The sequence below is a fragment of the Micromonospora lutea genome (genome assembly GCF_016863535.1).
GTDB classification, from domain to species: Bacteria; Actinomycetota; Actinomycetes; order Mycobacteriales; family Micromonosporaceae; genus Micromonospora; species Micromonospora lutea.
The window spans coordinates 41,554-55,613 of the sequence record NZ_BOPB01000005.1 but is presented as its reverse complement, the minus strand read 5'-3'; the positions used below and the strand labels follow the sequence as shown (position 1 = coordinate 55,613).

Sequence of the window (14,060 nt, the reverse complement as noted above, 5' to 3'; positions counted from 1 at the left end):
GGCACCGGGGTCGCTCACCTCGGCTCCGGTGGTGGGACCGTCGGTCACGAAAAGGCCACCCGGTACAGGGTGCGGGTGCCCGAGGGCAGCTCCAGCCGCTCCTCGACGGTGCCGTGGCCGGCGAGCAGCGCCTCGAAGGCGTCCCGCCGGTAGTCGGGGAAGAGCCCGTCCGGCTTGTTGGCCAGCAACCGGGCAGCCATCGGGTCGTCCGGGTGGACGAACTCGACCACCAGCCGCCCGCCGGGCGCGGCGAAGCCGGCGAGGCAGGCCACCACCTCCGGCAGCGGCACGTTGCGCCCGATCGCCAGGTGGTGCACCAGGGCCAGGGCGAGCACGGTGTCCGCGCTGGCCCGGGCGGCGAACGAGGCCCGCTCGACCCCGCGCCAGCCGCCGCCCGGGGACGGGTCCGCCAGGTCCATCACCAGCGGCAGCACCCGCCGTTCACCCTCGCCCCGCAGGGTGCGGTACAGCCGGTCGACCACGGCCGGGTCCTGCTCGACGGCAACCACGTAGTCGGCGTGCCGGGCGGCGAGGCGGGCGTACCGTCCATCGTTGGCGCCCAGGTCGAGCACGAGTCGACGCCGATCGGCGACGGCCAGCGCGGCGGCCACGAAGCGTTCCTTGCCCGCCCGGTCGTCGCCGGAGTAGCCACACGTCTGCTGGTAGTCGACCCAGTGCGTGGACGGCGGCTGATGGTCCAGGCGGCGCACCAGCTTCTCCAACCCACGCACGGTGGCCAGGGCCAGCTCGCGGGTGTAGCCGGCGTCGCGCAGCTGGGCGCGTACGTCGGCGGTGCTGGTGGCGGCGCTGCGACGCTGCACGGAACCGTGCAGGTGGACGTGGGTGAGCACCCCGGGCAGCAGTCGACGGGTACCCCGGAACAGCGGGCCCATCTGCTCCGGATCGATGCCGTCGATCTGAGCCCGCAGCCAGGGTTGGAACGCCAGCCCCAGATGGGCGCCGAGCATCAGCGGGTAGAGCAACGTCTGGCAGAACTGCCGGTAGCCGGCCCAGGGTTCACCGTCCCGCAGTGGGATGAAGGACCCGACGTCGATGAAGATCGGGTCGGTGCCACGCCACTGGAGGTTGTACGCCGAGCCGTCCTTGGTGGTGAAGCCCGCCGACATGGCGGCCCGGAGGATCTCCAGGTGCAGCAGCGCGGCGTCGCGCACCATCGCGAAGGACCATTCGTACGGGTGCGAGACGAACGGGACGCGTTCGTGCCGCAGCACCGTCGCCCAGTCCGACGACGCCGGTCGGGTCGGCAGGTCCCGCAACGGCGATCCGGGCGGCAACTCCTCGGTGCCACAGACCTTGCCGGCGGCCAGCAGCGGTGGGAAGAAACTGCTGGCGGCGAGGGCACGCCAGTGGGCGGCGGCGGTCCGGTCGAGTGCGCGCAGCACGTCGTCGCCGGCGTGAAAGATCCGGTTGGCCGGGTCGCGGAAGGAACCGGGCTCTGGTCGAGGGTCGACGTCGAGCGGGGCCGGTCGGGTCGATCGGCCCAGGTCTGGAATCGCCATCGCCTCGGGTCAGCTCTGGTCGGTGGGCTGGCGGCGGAACCGACTGACGAGTCTGCGCCAGTAAAGCTTGGCCGCCACCGCGACCCCGGCGATCCCGCCGACCACCGCCTGCACGATCAGGCTGCCGGATCCCGCGTCCAGGTAGGCCAGGTGGTTCACCGACCGCTCCTTCCCTCTGCCGTCACGAACCGGCACCAGTCGCCGCTTACCGCCATTTCGGATGCACGCGACGTAGCCGGACTTAGGTCACCGTACGCCGCTCACTGTCACCTGTCGGGCACAACGGCACACTTCTCCCCCTTTTCCGCGTTGATCAAGGGGTTTCGCCCGCTCTGACCTCCGGCGGAGACCCGAATTTCTTGATCAACTCGTGGGTGAGGCGGGGTCACTCGGTCACGCCGACCGGGTCGGTTCGGAGGAAACGCATCGACCAGGTCCCTGACCCGTCGGGCCGTTGCCGCACGTAGAGATGGTCCGCTGCCGGCGTGGGGGCATCCTGCGGCCGGCGCAGCACCCACAGCCGTGGCGGAGCGCCGTCCGGGCCGGCCGGCAACGACCGGACCAGGTCGTGGGCCGGACCGCCGACGAAACGTACGGTCACCTCACTCATCTCGTTCCGCCTCCAGCCCGCCCGGCACGTCGGACGTCCCGGCTCGCACGCTAACGCACCAGCCGCCATTCGAGGCGGGTTTGCCCTGATCGGGGGTGGGGTACCGTGCCGAGGCCACGGCCCCGCGCGCCGGGCGGGCACCACGAGGGGTAGGAGGCGATCGATGCGTACGCTGGACGGGCGCTATCGGCTCGAACAGCGCGTCGGCCTCGGCGGCATGTCTGAGGTGTGGCGGGCGCACGACATCGTGTTGGACCGGTCGGTCGCGGTGAAGCTCGTCTCGCCCGGTCAACCGGACGAGACGGCCTCGGTGGAGCGGATCCGCGGTGAGGCCCGTTCCGCGGCCCGCCTGGTCCATCCCAACGTGGCCAGCGTGCACGACTTCGGCACCTGCGCCACCGGGGTGGGCCGGGAACTGCCGTACATCGTGATGGAGCTGGCCGAGGGACAGACCCTCGCCGCGCATCTCCGGGCCGGCCCGCTGGACTGGCGGATCGCGGTACGCGTCTGCGCGGAGGTGTGCGCCGCGCTGGCTGCGGCACATGCGCACGGCATCGTGCACCGCGACATCAAGCCGGCCAACGTGATGCTCACCCCGTCAGGAGTGAAGGTGCTCGACTTCGGCATCGCCACCCCTGCCGGCGCCACCGACACCACGCCGGACGGCATCGTCGTCGGTACGCCCGCGTATCTGGCGCCGGAACAGCTGCACCGGGCACCGGCGACCCCGGCGGCGGACATCTACGCCCTCGGGGTCCTCCTCTACTACTGCCTCTCGGGACGCCTGCCGCACCCGGCGGACACCGTCGGCCAGCTGCTCGGGCGCCAGGAACGTCAGGCGCCACGCCCGCTGCCCGAGGTGCCCGGGCTACCCGCTGAGGTGGCCGATCTGTGCCTGCGCTGCCTCGCCGACGACCCGACCCGGCGGCCGAGCAGCCTGGTGGCCGCACTGCTGCTGGCCGAGGCGGTCGACGCCCGGGTGTACGTGCCGATGCACGAGCCGCTGATGCCCCGGCAGCGGCCACCGGCGGTGAGCCCGTGGACCGAACGCGCGGCGGCCGAGGCCACCGAGGCCGCCGCCGTCGCGCAGTGGAGTCGACCCGGCGGGTGACTTCCCCGGTTTCACCCGACCTGCTCCGGGTAGCCGGGCGGGGAGTGACGGGAGGAACGCGATGCCGAGTTCCTGGTTGAACGAGGTTGCCGCCGCGACCGCCGAGGGCGGCCACATCCATACCGACGACGAGGCGCTGTCGACCGCCCTCGCCTCGCCGCTGGCGCCACACTGCACCGGGCTGACCCCGTCGCAGCTGCTGGCCGCCGCGTTCGCGTCCTGCCTGCACCACGCGGCAGTGGAGGCGGCGAGCGGCATCACCGACGAGGCGCACACCGTGCAGGTACGCGCGGAGGCGAAACTCGGACGCGACGACGACGGTCGCTACCGGGCCGACGTGCACGCCTCGATCTCGTCGGTGGGGCTGAGTCGACAGCAGCTTGCCGAACTGGTCGAGCACGCCGACCGGCTGTGGCCGTTCTCCAGCGATGACGATGGTCGACACCGGCTCACGGTGAGTCCGGCGGAGAACGGCCGGCACTGATCCACTGGCAAGGCGCACGCACCGGATGGCCCGACCGTCCCACCCGGCACACGGTCGGGTCGACCTCGGCCTCATCCGTTCGGGGGAGACAGCCCACGGTGCCGATAGACGCCAACAAGATCCAGTTTTCGTCCGTTCCCGCTCGTCATTTCGGATATTTCCCCATCGACGGACAGGGGCGTATTGTTCAGCTATGTAGGTAGTCGCGGAGAATCACCGGGTGGATAGCCGCGAATTGTGACGGATGCCACCAACCGGGCCGATGGCAGGCGGCCGTCGACTTTCTAGCCTCGGCGGGTGCACCCCGACGACAACATCGACCAGAAGCTGACCCCCGGACAACCGGCGCACCCTTCGGCCGACGTGCCATCATCCGAACGGTGGATGGGGCGACATCGGGCCGTACCGACGCCACGGCGCGGCGTTCGCGCCGTGCTCGCCTCCACCCCCGTCCGGGTGGCCCTGGCCACCGGTGTGACCTGCTGTCTCGGCGCCACCGCCGTCGTGGCCGCCAGGCCCGATGACGAGGCGCCCGCCCGACAGGTGACCGAGGCGCTCACCGACCGTGCGCTCGCCGCCCAGGACGAGGCCGCCTCCCGCTCCCTCGACCGCAGCCCCACGCCCGCTCCGGCCAGCGCCAGCCCCACCCCGACCACTTCGCCGAGCGCCAAGCCGTCGTCCACCCCCAAGCCGAAGGCGACGAAGAAGAAGGCCCCGACCAAGCCACCGCGCCCCCGGCCCGTCGCCGGGCTCACCCAGGCACAGATGGACAACGCCAAATCGATCGTGGACGTCGGCGTCGACATGAAGATTCCACGCCAGGGACTGGTGATCGCGGTCGCCACCGCGATGCAGGAGAGCACCCTGCTCAACTACGCCAGCGGCGTGCTGCCCGAGTCACAGAACTACCCGCACCAGGCGATCGGCTGGGACCACGACTCCGTCGGGCTGTTCCAGCAGCGTCCCAGCAGCGGTTGGGGCAGCGTACGGGACCTGATGCGGCCGGCGTACGCGGCCCGCGTGTTCTACGAGGCGCTGCTACAGGTACCCGGATGGCAGCAGATGAGCCTGACCCTGGCCGCCCAGGCCGTGCAGATCTCCGCCTTCCCCTACGCCTACGCCCAGCACGAGGAGCGGGCCGCGACCATCGTGGCGGCACTGACCTGACGGTAGGCCCCCGGACAGGTCACCACCGCCGGAGATCGCGGTCAGCCCCGCTTGGGCAGCACGACCACTCGACCGAAGAACTCGTCGATGCGGTGCACCACGTCGTTGAAGTCGTCCAGGTCGATCGGCTTGGTGACGTAGGCGTTGGCTTGCAGCGTGTAGCTGCTGATGATGTCGGTGTCCGCGTTCGAGGTGGTGAGCACGACGATCGGGATGGTCCGCAGATCCTCGTCGCCCTTCACCTCGCCCAGCACCTGACGCCCGTCCATCCGAGGCATGTTGAGGTCGAGCAGGATCACGTCCGGACGCTGCGCGTCGCTGTGTCGGCCCTCGCGGCGGAGAAACTCCATCGCCTCCTGACCGTCGCCGACCACGTCGATCACCTTCTCGACGTCCGAGCTGGCCAGGGCCTCCTCGATCATGAGCACGTCGCCTGGGTCGTCGTCCACGACAAGAATGCGAACCGGAGCGAGGGTGCGTGCGCCCATCTCTACCTGCCTCAGGTCGGCCAGCACGGGACCTGCCGGCCCCGCGCTGGCGGAAATCTAGCCCATTCCCTAACCGCCGGTGATCGCCGGGTCCGCGATGTCGCAGCGGTACCGCAGCCCTCCGGCCGGGCCGCTGCCTCACCCGGCCCGAGGAGCCGGCCGCCCGGAGCCGACCGCCCTCGCCGGCAGCACCGCGCGACCACGCTGGAGATGGTCCACCGCCCGGGGGAAGTCGTGCAACAACCGGCTGTAGTGCTCCAGCGAGGCCTCCACCGTCGCGCCCGGCACCCCGCGGCTGTCCAGAATAGTCACCAGCCATTCGATGAACTCGGTGAACAGCGAGCCATCGTCGACATAGAGGGCGGCGGCCAGGAAATCCAGAATGTGTCCGAGGTCGCTGATCGTCGAGTCCAGCTGGGCCGGGGTGTAGTCACCGATGGCCGGGTACCGCTGCGTCAGCTCGGCCAGGGCGCTCTCGATCAGCTCACCACGCCGGTTGACCAGGCCGGCGTACTCGTCGTCGGCCAGGTGCGTCAGCTCCGCCGGTGCCGGCGCACGCAGTGCGCGTTCGTCGCTGAGCAGGTCGGCGGCGGCGACCGCGTTGGCGGCCCAGGGCACGCCGAGCCGTCGGGCCCACCGGCCGTCCATGCCGAAACCCCGCCCACCGACCAGCACCGGCACATCCGAACGCCGGCACGCCTCGATCATCCGGTGCGCGTGGGGCAACCGCATCGGCAGCGCGGAGGCGAGCGCCACCGCGTACGCGTCGTACCGGTGCAGATACGACATCAGGTGCGCGGCCGGGACGCTGGCGCCCAGAAAGGTGACCTGCCAGCCGCGCAGCCGCAGTACCTCGGCGACCAGCCGCGCCGGCAGCGCGTGCCACTCGCCGTCCATACAGGCGACCACGATCCGCGCCCGGTTCGGGCGGACCTCGGCGTAGGCGGCGACGGCCGCCACCACCCGATCGCTGATGTGCGTCGCCGCGTGCTCCTGGGCCACGCTCCACTCGTTGCGCGCCCACAGCTCCCCCACCTCGGCCTGTGCCGGGGCCACCAGTTCCAGCAGTACGCGATCGGCGGCCACGCCGGCGTCGAGCAGCCCGCGCGCCACCTCGACGGCGGCGTGCTCGTCGGCCTCGGCGAGAGAGCGCAGGTAGTCCTGGTAGACGGTCTCGGGCGAGGTGTCTCTCGTCGCAGTGGTCACCCGGGGATCATCTCCTCCGGATCCGGTCCGCTCAACGTCGGCACCGCGTGCAGGTGCCGCTGTGGGTGGCCACTCACTCCGGTGGCGCGCAACGCCAGCACCGCGATGTCGTCGTGGTCACGCTGGGCCAACCAGTCGCAGGTGACCTGCTCGATCCGCTCGGCCAGCGCGGGTGCCGGCATCCGGTGGCAACCGCTGAGCGCCTGGACCAGGCGTTCGGTGCCGAGCAGTTCCTCGCCCCGCCGACCACCCCGCGCCTCGGTGACTCCGTCGCTGTAGAGCAGGCAGGTTTCACCGGGGGCCAGCCGCGTGGTGACCTGACCGATCCGCGGATCCGGCACCACGCCGATGAGCATGCCGGTCAACGGCAACTGCTCCACCACACCGGAGGAGCGCAACACCAACGGCGGCAGGTGCCCGCCGCCGGCCAGCGTGAGTCCGAGGCCACCGTCGCGGTCCGGACGGACCACACCCAGCACCATGGTGGCGAACCGGCCCTGACCGTGTGCCAGGGTCGTCTCCAGCAGTGCGTCGTTGAGCAGCCGCAGCAGCTTGGCGGGTTGCTGCTCGACCCGGTGCAACGCGTGCAGGCACTGACGCAGCTGCCCGGTGAAGACCGCCGCCTCGACCCCCTTGCCGGAGACGTCGCCGAGGAAGAACACCGAGCCGCCGTCGGGCAACCGGTGCGAACCGTAGAAGTCGCCGCCGATACGCAGGCCGGCCTGAGCGGGACGGTACGCCGTACCCCACTGCACACCCGGCGTCGGCGTCGGCTCGACCGGCAACAGGCTGGCCTGCAACGTGTCGGCCACCTCCGCCTGCTCGCGGTAGAGCAGCGCAGTGGTCAACGCCGCACCGGCCCGGGCGGCGAAGGCCCGGACCAGGTCGACGTCGTCCTCCCCGTACCAGCCACCCGCTCCCCGCGCGACGAGAAGCACCCCCGCCGACGCGTCCCGACCCGGCAACGGCACCAGACGGGCGGCCACCTCGCTGGCGGCGGCACCGGGCAACCAGCCCGCTTCGATGGTCTGCTCGACCAGCCAGTCCACGGCGTGCGGTTGGGTCCCCCGCAGGCTCTCGACGATCGCCGGGGGTAACTCCGACGCGGCGAGCACCCCGCGATCGACGGTGGGTGTCTCGTCTCCGCCATGGCGGGCGCGCCACCAACGGGCCCGGCCGGAGCGGGGCGCCAACACCAGCACCGCCACCTCGGCCAGGGTCGGTACGGCGAGGCGTACCACCGCGGCGGCGGCGCGGTCCGGATGCAGCGGATTGCCCAGCTTGTCGCCGACGGTGGCCAGGAAGGCCGACCTGGACCGCTCGGCGGCCAGTTCCTCGGCCCGCTTCTCACTGTCGCTGACGTCCTCGACGTACCAGCAGCTACGCCCGGCGGACAGGGGGACGCGACGTACCCGCAGCCGCCGACCGTGATGGCGCAGGTGTGGATCGAGCGAGGCCAACCGTTCGACCGCCGCGAGTGTCCCGCCGACGACCAGTTCGGGCAGCAGCCGCTGCGCGACCGGGCTGATCTGGCGGACGGTGCCGTCCGGACCGCACACCACCACGCCTTCGCGGAGATGCTCGGCGATTTCGGGCCAGTCGGCGGCGAGCTGACCCTGCAGCCGCTCAAGGGCGGGCAACGGGCGAGAGGTGGTCGGACGCCGAGCGGTGACCCGGGCGACACTCGGCGTGGCAGACCGTCCGTCGCCGGGGTCGAGGTCCCTGACGTCGGCACCTGTCACCAGCTTTGAGCCTCGCTCCTTGTCGGTTCCGCAGCCGCGTCGAGCAGCGTGCCTGGTCACGTCCTGACGTCCAGCCTACGCGGGTCTGCGGGTGCCGCCACCCGGGCGGCGTCCGCTCGGGCACCGACGACGGGCGGAGCGGCTCGACGGTTGTTACGATCCGAGCGCCCCTGTCCGCCTGTCATCCGGGGAAGGCGTGATCGTTGCTGTCCCACGGTCGCAGACCCGAGACGCCGCCGCTGAGCTTGTCCGTCGACCGGTCTGATCCCGACGCACCCGTGATCCAGGTCGTCGGTGACCTCGCCTACACCACTGCCGCGCCGCTGCGGCGGGAGATCGACCAGACGCTCAGCACCGGTCCCACCCTGCTGGTGCTCGACTTCGGCGGCTTGCGGTTCATCGACAGCACCGGGCTCAGCGTCATCGTGCACGCCTGGCGCGAGGGGCAGCAGCGGGGCGTCCGGCTGCGGCTACAGGCGGTCCCCGGGTTCCTCAAGGCCATCCTCGACATGACCGGGGTCACCGGCCTGCTGGCCCGCGAGGCGTCCGGAACCGGGCCCGTCGACGCCGAGCCCGACAATCAGTCCCCGGCCATCGTGTAGCACCCTTCGGACAGCTCCGGGACGCGCGTGACGGACTCGGGCGGCGAGATCAACTTTTTCATCCCGCGACTTGCGGCTGGCCGGCGTCCTGGGAGCATGGGAGTCATGTCGGCACAGCTGTTGGTCATCGAGGTCGACCGGCACGACGCGGGGCATGCCGAGTTGCGGCTGACCGGCGAGCTGGACTTCGACAGCTCGCCGGAACTCATCGATGCCGTCGCCTCGCTGCGGCGCGACGGTTACCAGCGGCTGGTCCTCGACGTCACCGGGGTGACGATGTGTGACTCCTCCGGGCTGAGCGCATTCGTGGTGGCCCACCGAGGCGCCTCCGTACCCCTGCGGTTGACCGGTGTCAACGCGGCACTGCGCCAACTGCTGGACCGCACCGGCCTCGCCGAGCTGCTGGAGCTTTCCCCGGTCGCCGGGGACCACGACGTGCAGGCTGCCGGCTGAGCCGCCAGGGCCACCGCCCGAGGGGTGGCCCCCGACCCTGGGACCAGGGGTCGGGGGCCGGAGGATGGCTCAGGGGGCCGGGACCGGACGGGGGCTCGCGCGGTGCGGTCGGGTGGTCGGTTCCGCGTCCTCGGGCGGGCCCGAATCGGGAGTCTTGAACAGGTAGCGGACGAACTCCGCACCTGCGCCGTCTTCCTGCGCCCCGGGCCACTGGCCGGCGCAGTCGACACCGATCACCTCGCGGCCGCCGCCGTCAGCCTCCTCCACCAACGCCCACAGGCTCACCGGGTAACAGCGGGTGCGCTCAGGTTCGAGCCGCCACCGGGCGTACCAACCGGGTCGGGCGGGGACGATCTCGACTATCCGCTTCATCACGACCTTCCCTTCCGCCGTGCCTCGGAAGATCTCCGGTCCACCGCGATCGTCGGTCCTGCCCGGGTGATGGGGCCTCACCCGGCCCGGATGAAGCCCTCGCGGGCCCCGGCGACGGTCCCACGGCCCGCGCCGGACCGATCGTTTCGCCCCGCCGGTGGCCGGGAAGGCCATCGACGAAGCCAGGCAACCACCAGCGGAAGCGAGGTGTGCACCATGCGCAAACAGATGGAGGGCGACAACCAGCGCCGCCGGGCACTGGCCCGCCAGGCCCGGGAACGCGGCATGCGGGCCGCGGACACCGGCGCCAGCCTGAGCGCGTCCAAGCAACTCACCCACCTCGACCAGAACAAGCGGGCCGGCCCACCGCCGGCCGGGAGCCGCCACAAATCGGACACCACGCGCGGCGGTCCCGCTCCCCCGCCGACCGGCTCCCCGGAGGCTCCCCGACCTCGCCCGGAGCCAGGTTCGCAGGCACCTGGAGTCACCACGGTGGGCTACCGCGACCTGGTCGAGAACGTCGTCCGCCGGGCCGGCGTCGACTTCCGTACCGCCAAGGTCGGGGTGGAGTCGACGGTGCTCGTCCTGGCCTGGGCCCTGGAGGCGGGAGAACGCCGCCGGCTGCTGGAGGCAGTTCCCACGGCACTGCACGACGTGGTCCCGGTGGACGGCATCGAGCGGCACCAGGACCTGGGCGGGTTCCTCTCCGAGGTGGCTCGGATCAGCGGCCGAAGCCCGGAGCAGGCCCGCTACCAGGCCCAGGCCACCTTCGCCGCGCTCGCCGAGCACGACGGTGACCTGATCGAATCGCTGCACGTACCGGACGAGCTGCGGGAGTTGCTGAACCCGTTGCCGGCCGGTGGCGGTGTCGTCGGCGTGGCCAGTTCGACGCCGCCGTTGTCGGCGGCCGAACTCGGTGCGGCCCTGGCCGATCTGCCCTACTGGTCCGGCGACGGCACCGCGCTGTCCCGGACCCTGGAACTGCCGCCGAGCAACCTCGACCGGGTACTGGACCGGCTCGACCTGCTCCGCCAGCAGATCGGCCGTGGGCCACGGATCGGCCGAGCCGACCCGACCACCGCGGTGCTGACCGTGACCTCCGGCAATGCCGGGGCGGTGACCGCGAGCGACATCGACCTGGCACACGCGGTCGACGACGCCCTCGACGAGGCGGGCGCCGGGATGGCCGGCGGCTGAGTCGCGGACACCGGACGTGCGGCCGTGGCACACTCACGGCCGCACGATCGTCCGGGCCGAGCGAGGTCAGTGAACCCGCGCCGGCATCTCCGGCGACGAACTCTCCAGCGGTACGGCGGTGGAGGAGATCAGACCGAGTTGTGCCGCTGACCGGGGCAGGGCGGCGTCGAGGAGCCAGTCCGCGCTCACCCTGGCCCGGTTGCCGGGCATCGCGAGCAGGTGGTAGCCACGGGTGACCGCCTTGGCGGGCAGGCCGGACAGCGGCACCTTGAGCGGGTTCGCCGCCGCCTGCTTGCCGCCCAGATCGACCACCCAACCGAGGTCGTGATGCCTGTACGGGCGACGGCTTCCCTGTCCGTACGAGGCGGCGATGTTGCGTGCGGCCAGCTTGCCCTGCCGCTGCGCATGCTGGGCGGTCATCGTGCAGATCTCGCCGGGGCGGGTCAGATCGGGCACCGCGGCGGCGTCGCCGCAGGCGTAGACCTCGGGGAACCCGGGGACGTTGAGGTACTCGTCGACCACCAACCGTCCCTTTTCCGTCCGCAGACCCAGTTCCGCCACGAACGGGTCAGGTCGTACCCCGACACACCAGATCAGCGAACAGGTGGGCACGTACCCGCCGTCGGTGAGCTTGACCCCGTCGGAGGTGGCGACCGCGACCGAGGTCCCCATCCGCACATCCACCCCACGCCGCCGCAGCACCCGGTCCGCAGTGACCGACATCCGGCGGTCCAGTTCCGGCAGCACCCGTGGAGCGACATCGAGCAGTATCCACCTGGGTCGGATCGTGAGGCGGGGATGTTGGGCGGCCAGTTCGTCGGTGAACAGGATGCCGTGCGCGGCCACCTCGGTACCGGTGTATCCGGCGCCCACCACCACGAAGGTGGACCGTGCCTGCTGCTCGGCCGGATCCTCGGCCTGCTCGGCCAGTTCGATCTGCCGGACCACGTGGTCGTGCAGGTAGAGCGCTTCGGGCAGGCCCCGGAAGCCGTGGGCGTACTCGGTCACGCCGGGAATCGGCAACAGCTTGTTCACGCTGCCGACGGCCAGGACCAGCCGGTCGTACGCCAGCCGGTTGCGGTCACCCTCCGGCTGGGTGAAACCGACCCACCGGTTCTGCAGATCCACGCTGTCGGCCTCACCGATGACCACCCGTACGCCGTCCAGCGTGCCGGCCAGTGGCACGGCGATCCGACCGGGTTCGACCACCCCGGCCGCCACCTCCGGCAGCAGCGGTAGGTACAGGAAGTAGTCGGTCGAGTTCAGCAGGACGATCTCGGCTCGGCCGCGGGCCAACCGGCTCAACGTCTTCGCCGCGTGGTACCCGGCGAACCCGGCCCCCACGATCACCACACGAGGCTTCGTCATTCCGGCCCGGTTCCCGTCGTACGCGCCGACAAACGTCCTCCGCTGGAGGTCAACGCGGTTGGTCGAGGGGCATCGGGAACTGGAGGAAGGTGGCACCACGCAGATCAAGCCAGGCGCGGTCAGGGGCGCGGACCAGCCGCACCATCACCTCGACGCAGGTGGGGCAGCGGCCCACCAGGCCGGGCGCGTGCGGGTAGACCCGCAGGCCGGCCATCGGACCGGGGGTGCCGCAGTGGGCGCACCGGGCGGTGGCGGTGCTCAGGTCGACCGCGAACACCTCCCCCAACGGGCCGTCGAGCATGTTGCCATCCAGGTAGGGCAGCGCGGTCATCCGCGTCTCCTCTCAGCCGGTCGGGCCGAAACGTTCGGTGCGTACCCGGCGTGCCGGGTGGCCCAGCGCGACGAGCAGATCGGAGACGGCCTCCACGAAACCGGTGGGTCCGCACACGTACACCAGCGGCTCCAGCTCCGGCGGCCAGCCGTGCGTGTTGACGTCGGCGAGGCCGAGCCGGTGCGGCTCGCCGCGCCACCCCTCCGGGGCCTGACGGGTGTACACGTGGGCCACGTCGAGGCCGGCGTCGTCGCGTACCCGGTGCCGCAGTTCCTCGGTGTAGAAGCCGTCATCGGGGGTGCGTACGGAGTAGATCAGCCGGAACGGCACCCGGCTCCCGGCCGCCCGCCGGGCCCTGATCATGGCCATCAACGGCACCACCCCCGATCCGCCGGCGACCAGCAGCACCGGATCGGACTGCTGGGGCCGCCAGACGAACCAGCCGCCGATCGGACCACGCACCTCGACCGGGTCGCCCTCGCGGTAGCCGTCGACCAGGAACGGCGACACCTCACCGTCGGTCACCCGCTGGACACACACCTCGATCCGGTCGCCGTCAGCGGGGGCGGCGAGCGAGTACGACCGGGCGGCCTGGTAGCCGTCCGGCGCGGTGAGCCGGATGTCGACGTGCTGGCCGGGCAGGTGGGTCGGCCAGCCCGGCACCTCCAGCACCAGGGTCCGCGCCGTCGGCGTCTCGACCCGGTGCGCCACCAACCGGGCCTCCCGCCAGCTCATCCGGGCGCTCAATCGCCCTGGTACCGCTGCTCACGCCACGGGTCGCCGTAGTCGTGGTAGCCGGCGGTCTCCCAGAAGCCGGGGGTGTCCTCGACGGTGAGGTGGATACCGCGCGCCCACTTGGCGGACTTCCAGAAGTAGAGGTGGGGAACGAGCAGACGGGCCGGCCCACCGTGCTCGGCCGGCAGGTCGTCGCCGCCGTAGGTGTGCACCAGCCAGGCCTGCCCGTCGCGCAGGTCCGCCAGCGGGAGGTTGGTGGTGTAGCCGCCGTAGGAGTGGGTCAGGGCGTAGTCGGCGGCAGTGTCGACGCCGTCGAGCAGGGTGTCCAGCGAGACGCCCCGCCAGGTGGTGCCGAGCTTCGACCACCGGGTGACGCAGTGGATGTCGACGGTCGGTGCCTCCTGCGGCAGCGCCATCATCTCGTCCCAGCTCCACCGGTGCTCCGTACCAGTCTCGGTGCTGATCACGAACTCCCACTGGTCACGTGGCACCCGGGGGGTCGGGCCGGCGGAGAGCACCGGAAAGTCCGGTGTCAGGTACTGACCCGGGGGAAGATCCGGCGCCTCGACGCGGGGCCGACCCTGGAAGCCCGGTGTGACGATACCCACCGCTCAGTCGTACCACGGGGGGTCGCCGTCGTGGGTCGGTTCCGCCAGCTCAGGCTCGCCGCCCGG

17 protein-coding genes are annotated in these 14,060 nt (G+C 71.6%); 6 read left to right on the top strand and 11 right to left on the bottom strand.

Annotated features, from left to right (window positions below):
• Positions 1-44: 44 nt before the first annotated feature.
• The 3 genes from Vlu01_RS05580 to Vlu01_RS05570 all read right to left on the bottom strand — a co-directional run bounded on the left by Vlu01_RS05580 (position 45) and on the right by Vlu01_RS05570 (position 2,130).
• Positions 45-1,520 (bottom strand): class I SAM-dependent methyltransferase, encoded by a 1,476-nt coding sequence (locus Vlu01_RS05580; protein WP_203995001.1) that lies wholly within the window; start codon positions 1,518-1,520, stop codon positions 45-47.
• 9 nt (positions 1,521-1,529) lie between these two features.
• Positions 1,530-1,679 (bottom strand): hypothetical protein, encoded by a 150-nt coding sequence (locus tag Vlu01_RS05575; RefSeq protein ID WP_155220336.1) that lies wholly within the window; start codon positions 1,677-1,679, stop codon positions 1,530-1,532.
• A gap of 226 nt (positions 1,680-1,905) precedes the next feature.
• Complete coding sequence (locus tag Vlu01_RS05570) at positions 1,906-2,130, bottom strand: DUF8847 domain-containing protein (RefSeq protein WP_203994996.1); 225 nt, start codon at positions 2,128-2,130, stop codon at positions 1,906-1,908.
• A gap of 163 nt (positions 2,131-2,293) precedes the next feature.
• On the opposite strand from Vlu01_RS05570, the gene Vlu01_RS05565 reads away from it, so the two are divergent.
• From Vlu01_RS05565 to Vlu01_RS05555, 3 genes are all read left to right on the top strand, one after another.
• Positions 2,294-3,241 (top strand): serine/threonine-protein kinase, encoded by a 948-nt coding sequence (locus Vlu01_RS05565; protein ID WP_203994993.1) that lies wholly within the window; start codon positions 2,294-2,296, stop codon positions 3,239-3,241.
• A 61-nt stretch (positions 3,242-3,302) separates the two neighbouring features.
• A complete protein-coding gene (locus Vlu01_RS05560; RefSeq protein ID WP_203994981.1) occupies positions 3,303-3,725 on the top strand; it encodes an OsmC family protein in 423 nt (140 codons plus the stop codon).
• Positions 3,726-4,022: 297 nt separating this feature from the next.
• Positions 4,023-4,892, top strand: coding sequence for a hypothetical protein (locus Vlu01_RS05555; protein WP_203994980.1), 870 nt, complete (start codon positions 4,023-4,025; stop codon positions 4,890-4,892).
• A gap of 41 nt (positions 4,893-4,933) precedes the next feature.
• Here Vlu01_RS05555 and Vlu01_RS05550 read toward each other — a convergent pair whose 3' ends face one another.
• The 3 genes from Vlu01_RS05550 to Vlu01_RS05540 form a co-directional block, all read right to left on the bottom strand.
• Positions 4,934-5,380: a response regulator gene (locus tag Vlu01_RS05550; RefSeq protein ID WP_203994978.1), complete on the bottom strand. Its 447-nt coding sequence runs from the start codon at positions 5,378-5,380 to the stop codon at positions 4,934-4,936.
• 138 nt (positions 5,381-5,518) lie between these two features.
• The gene (locus Vlu01_RS05545; RefSeq protein ID WP_203994975.1) at positions 5,519-6,586 is read right to left on the bottom strand and encodes a cobalamin B12-binding domain-containing protein; all 1,068 of its coding nucleotides are present in this window, start codon (positions 6,584-6,586) and stop codon (positions 5,519-5,521) included.
• The gene (locus tag Vlu01_RS05540; RefSeq protein ID WP_203994973.1) at positions 6,583-8,328 is read right to left on the bottom strand and encodes a PP2C family protein-serine/threonine phosphatase; all 1,746 of its coding nucleotides are present in this window, start codon (positions 8,326-8,328) and stop codon (positions 6,583-6,585) included. The genes Vlu01_RS05545 and Vlu01_RS05540 overlap by 4 nt, the downstream gene beginning before the upstream one ends.
• Before the next feature lie 203 nt (positions 8,329-8,531).
• Here Vlu01_RS05540 and Vlu01_RS05535 point away from each other — a divergent pair, with 203 nt between their 5' ends.
• Both Vlu01_RS05535 and Vlu01_RS05530 read left to right on the top strand, forming a co-directional pair.
• Entirely contained in the window at positions 8,532-8,930 is a 399-nt protein-coding gene (locus Vlu01_RS05535) for an STAS domain-containing protein (protein WP_373307285.1), read from the top strand.
• 105 nt (positions 8,931-9,035) lie between these two features.
• Entirely contained in the window at positions 9,036-9,383 is a 348-nt protein-coding gene (locus tag Vlu01_RS05530) for an STAS domain-containing protein (RefSeq protein ID WP_203994971.1), read from the top strand.
• A 69-nt stretch (positions 9,384-9,452) separates the two neighbouring features.
• Here the strand turns inward: Vlu01_RS05530 and Vlu01_RS05525 are convergent, their stop codons facing one another.
• A complete protein-coding gene (locus Vlu01_RS05525; protein WP_203994968.1) occupies positions 9,453-9,755 on the bottom strand; it encodes a hypothetical protein in 303 nt (100 codons plus the stop codon).
• A 216-nt stretch (positions 9,756-9,971) separates the two neighbouring features.
• Between Vlu01_RS05525 and Vlu01_RS05520 the strand changes: the two genes are divergently transcribed.
• Positions 9,972-10,952, top strand: coding sequence for a DUF2267 domain-containing protein (locus Vlu01_RS05520; RefSeq protein ID WP_203994967.1), 981 nt, complete (start codon positions 9,972-9,974; stop codon positions 10,950-10,952).
• 66 nt (positions 10,953-11,018) lie between these two features.
• On the opposite strand, the gene Vlu01_RS05515 is transcribed toward Vlu01_RS05520, so the two are convergent.
• From Vlu01_RS05515 to Vlu01_RS05500, 4 genes are read right to left on the bottom strand one after another with little or no spacing between them, the layout of a single operon-like run.
• Entirely contained in the window at positions 11,019-12,320 is a 1,302-nt protein-coding gene (locus tag Vlu01_RS05515; RefSeq protein ID WP_203994966.1) for an NAD(P)/FAD-dependent oxidoreductase, read from the bottom strand.
• A gap of 49 nt (positions 12,321-12,369) precedes the next feature.
• Positions 12,370-12,651, bottom strand: a complete 282-nt coding sequence (locus tag Vlu01_RS05510) for a DUF6510 family protein (RefSeq protein ID WP_203994965.1) — start codon at positions 12,649-12,651, stop codon at positions 12,370-12,372.
• Positions 12,652-12,663: 12 nt separating this feature from the next.
• Positions 12,664-13,386, bottom strand: a complete 723-nt coding sequence (locus Vlu01_RS05505; RefSeq protein ID WP_203994964.1) for a ferredoxin reductase — start codon at positions 13,384-13,386, stop codon at positions 12,664-12,666.
• Between the two features lie 8 nt (positions 13,387-13,394).
• Positions 13,395-13,994, bottom strand: a complete 600-nt coding sequence (locus Vlu01_RS05500; protein WP_203994938.1) for a molybdopterin-dependent oxidoreductase — start codon at positions 13,992-13,994, stop codon at positions 13,395-13,397.
• Positions 13,995-14,060: the final 66 nt, after the last annotated feature.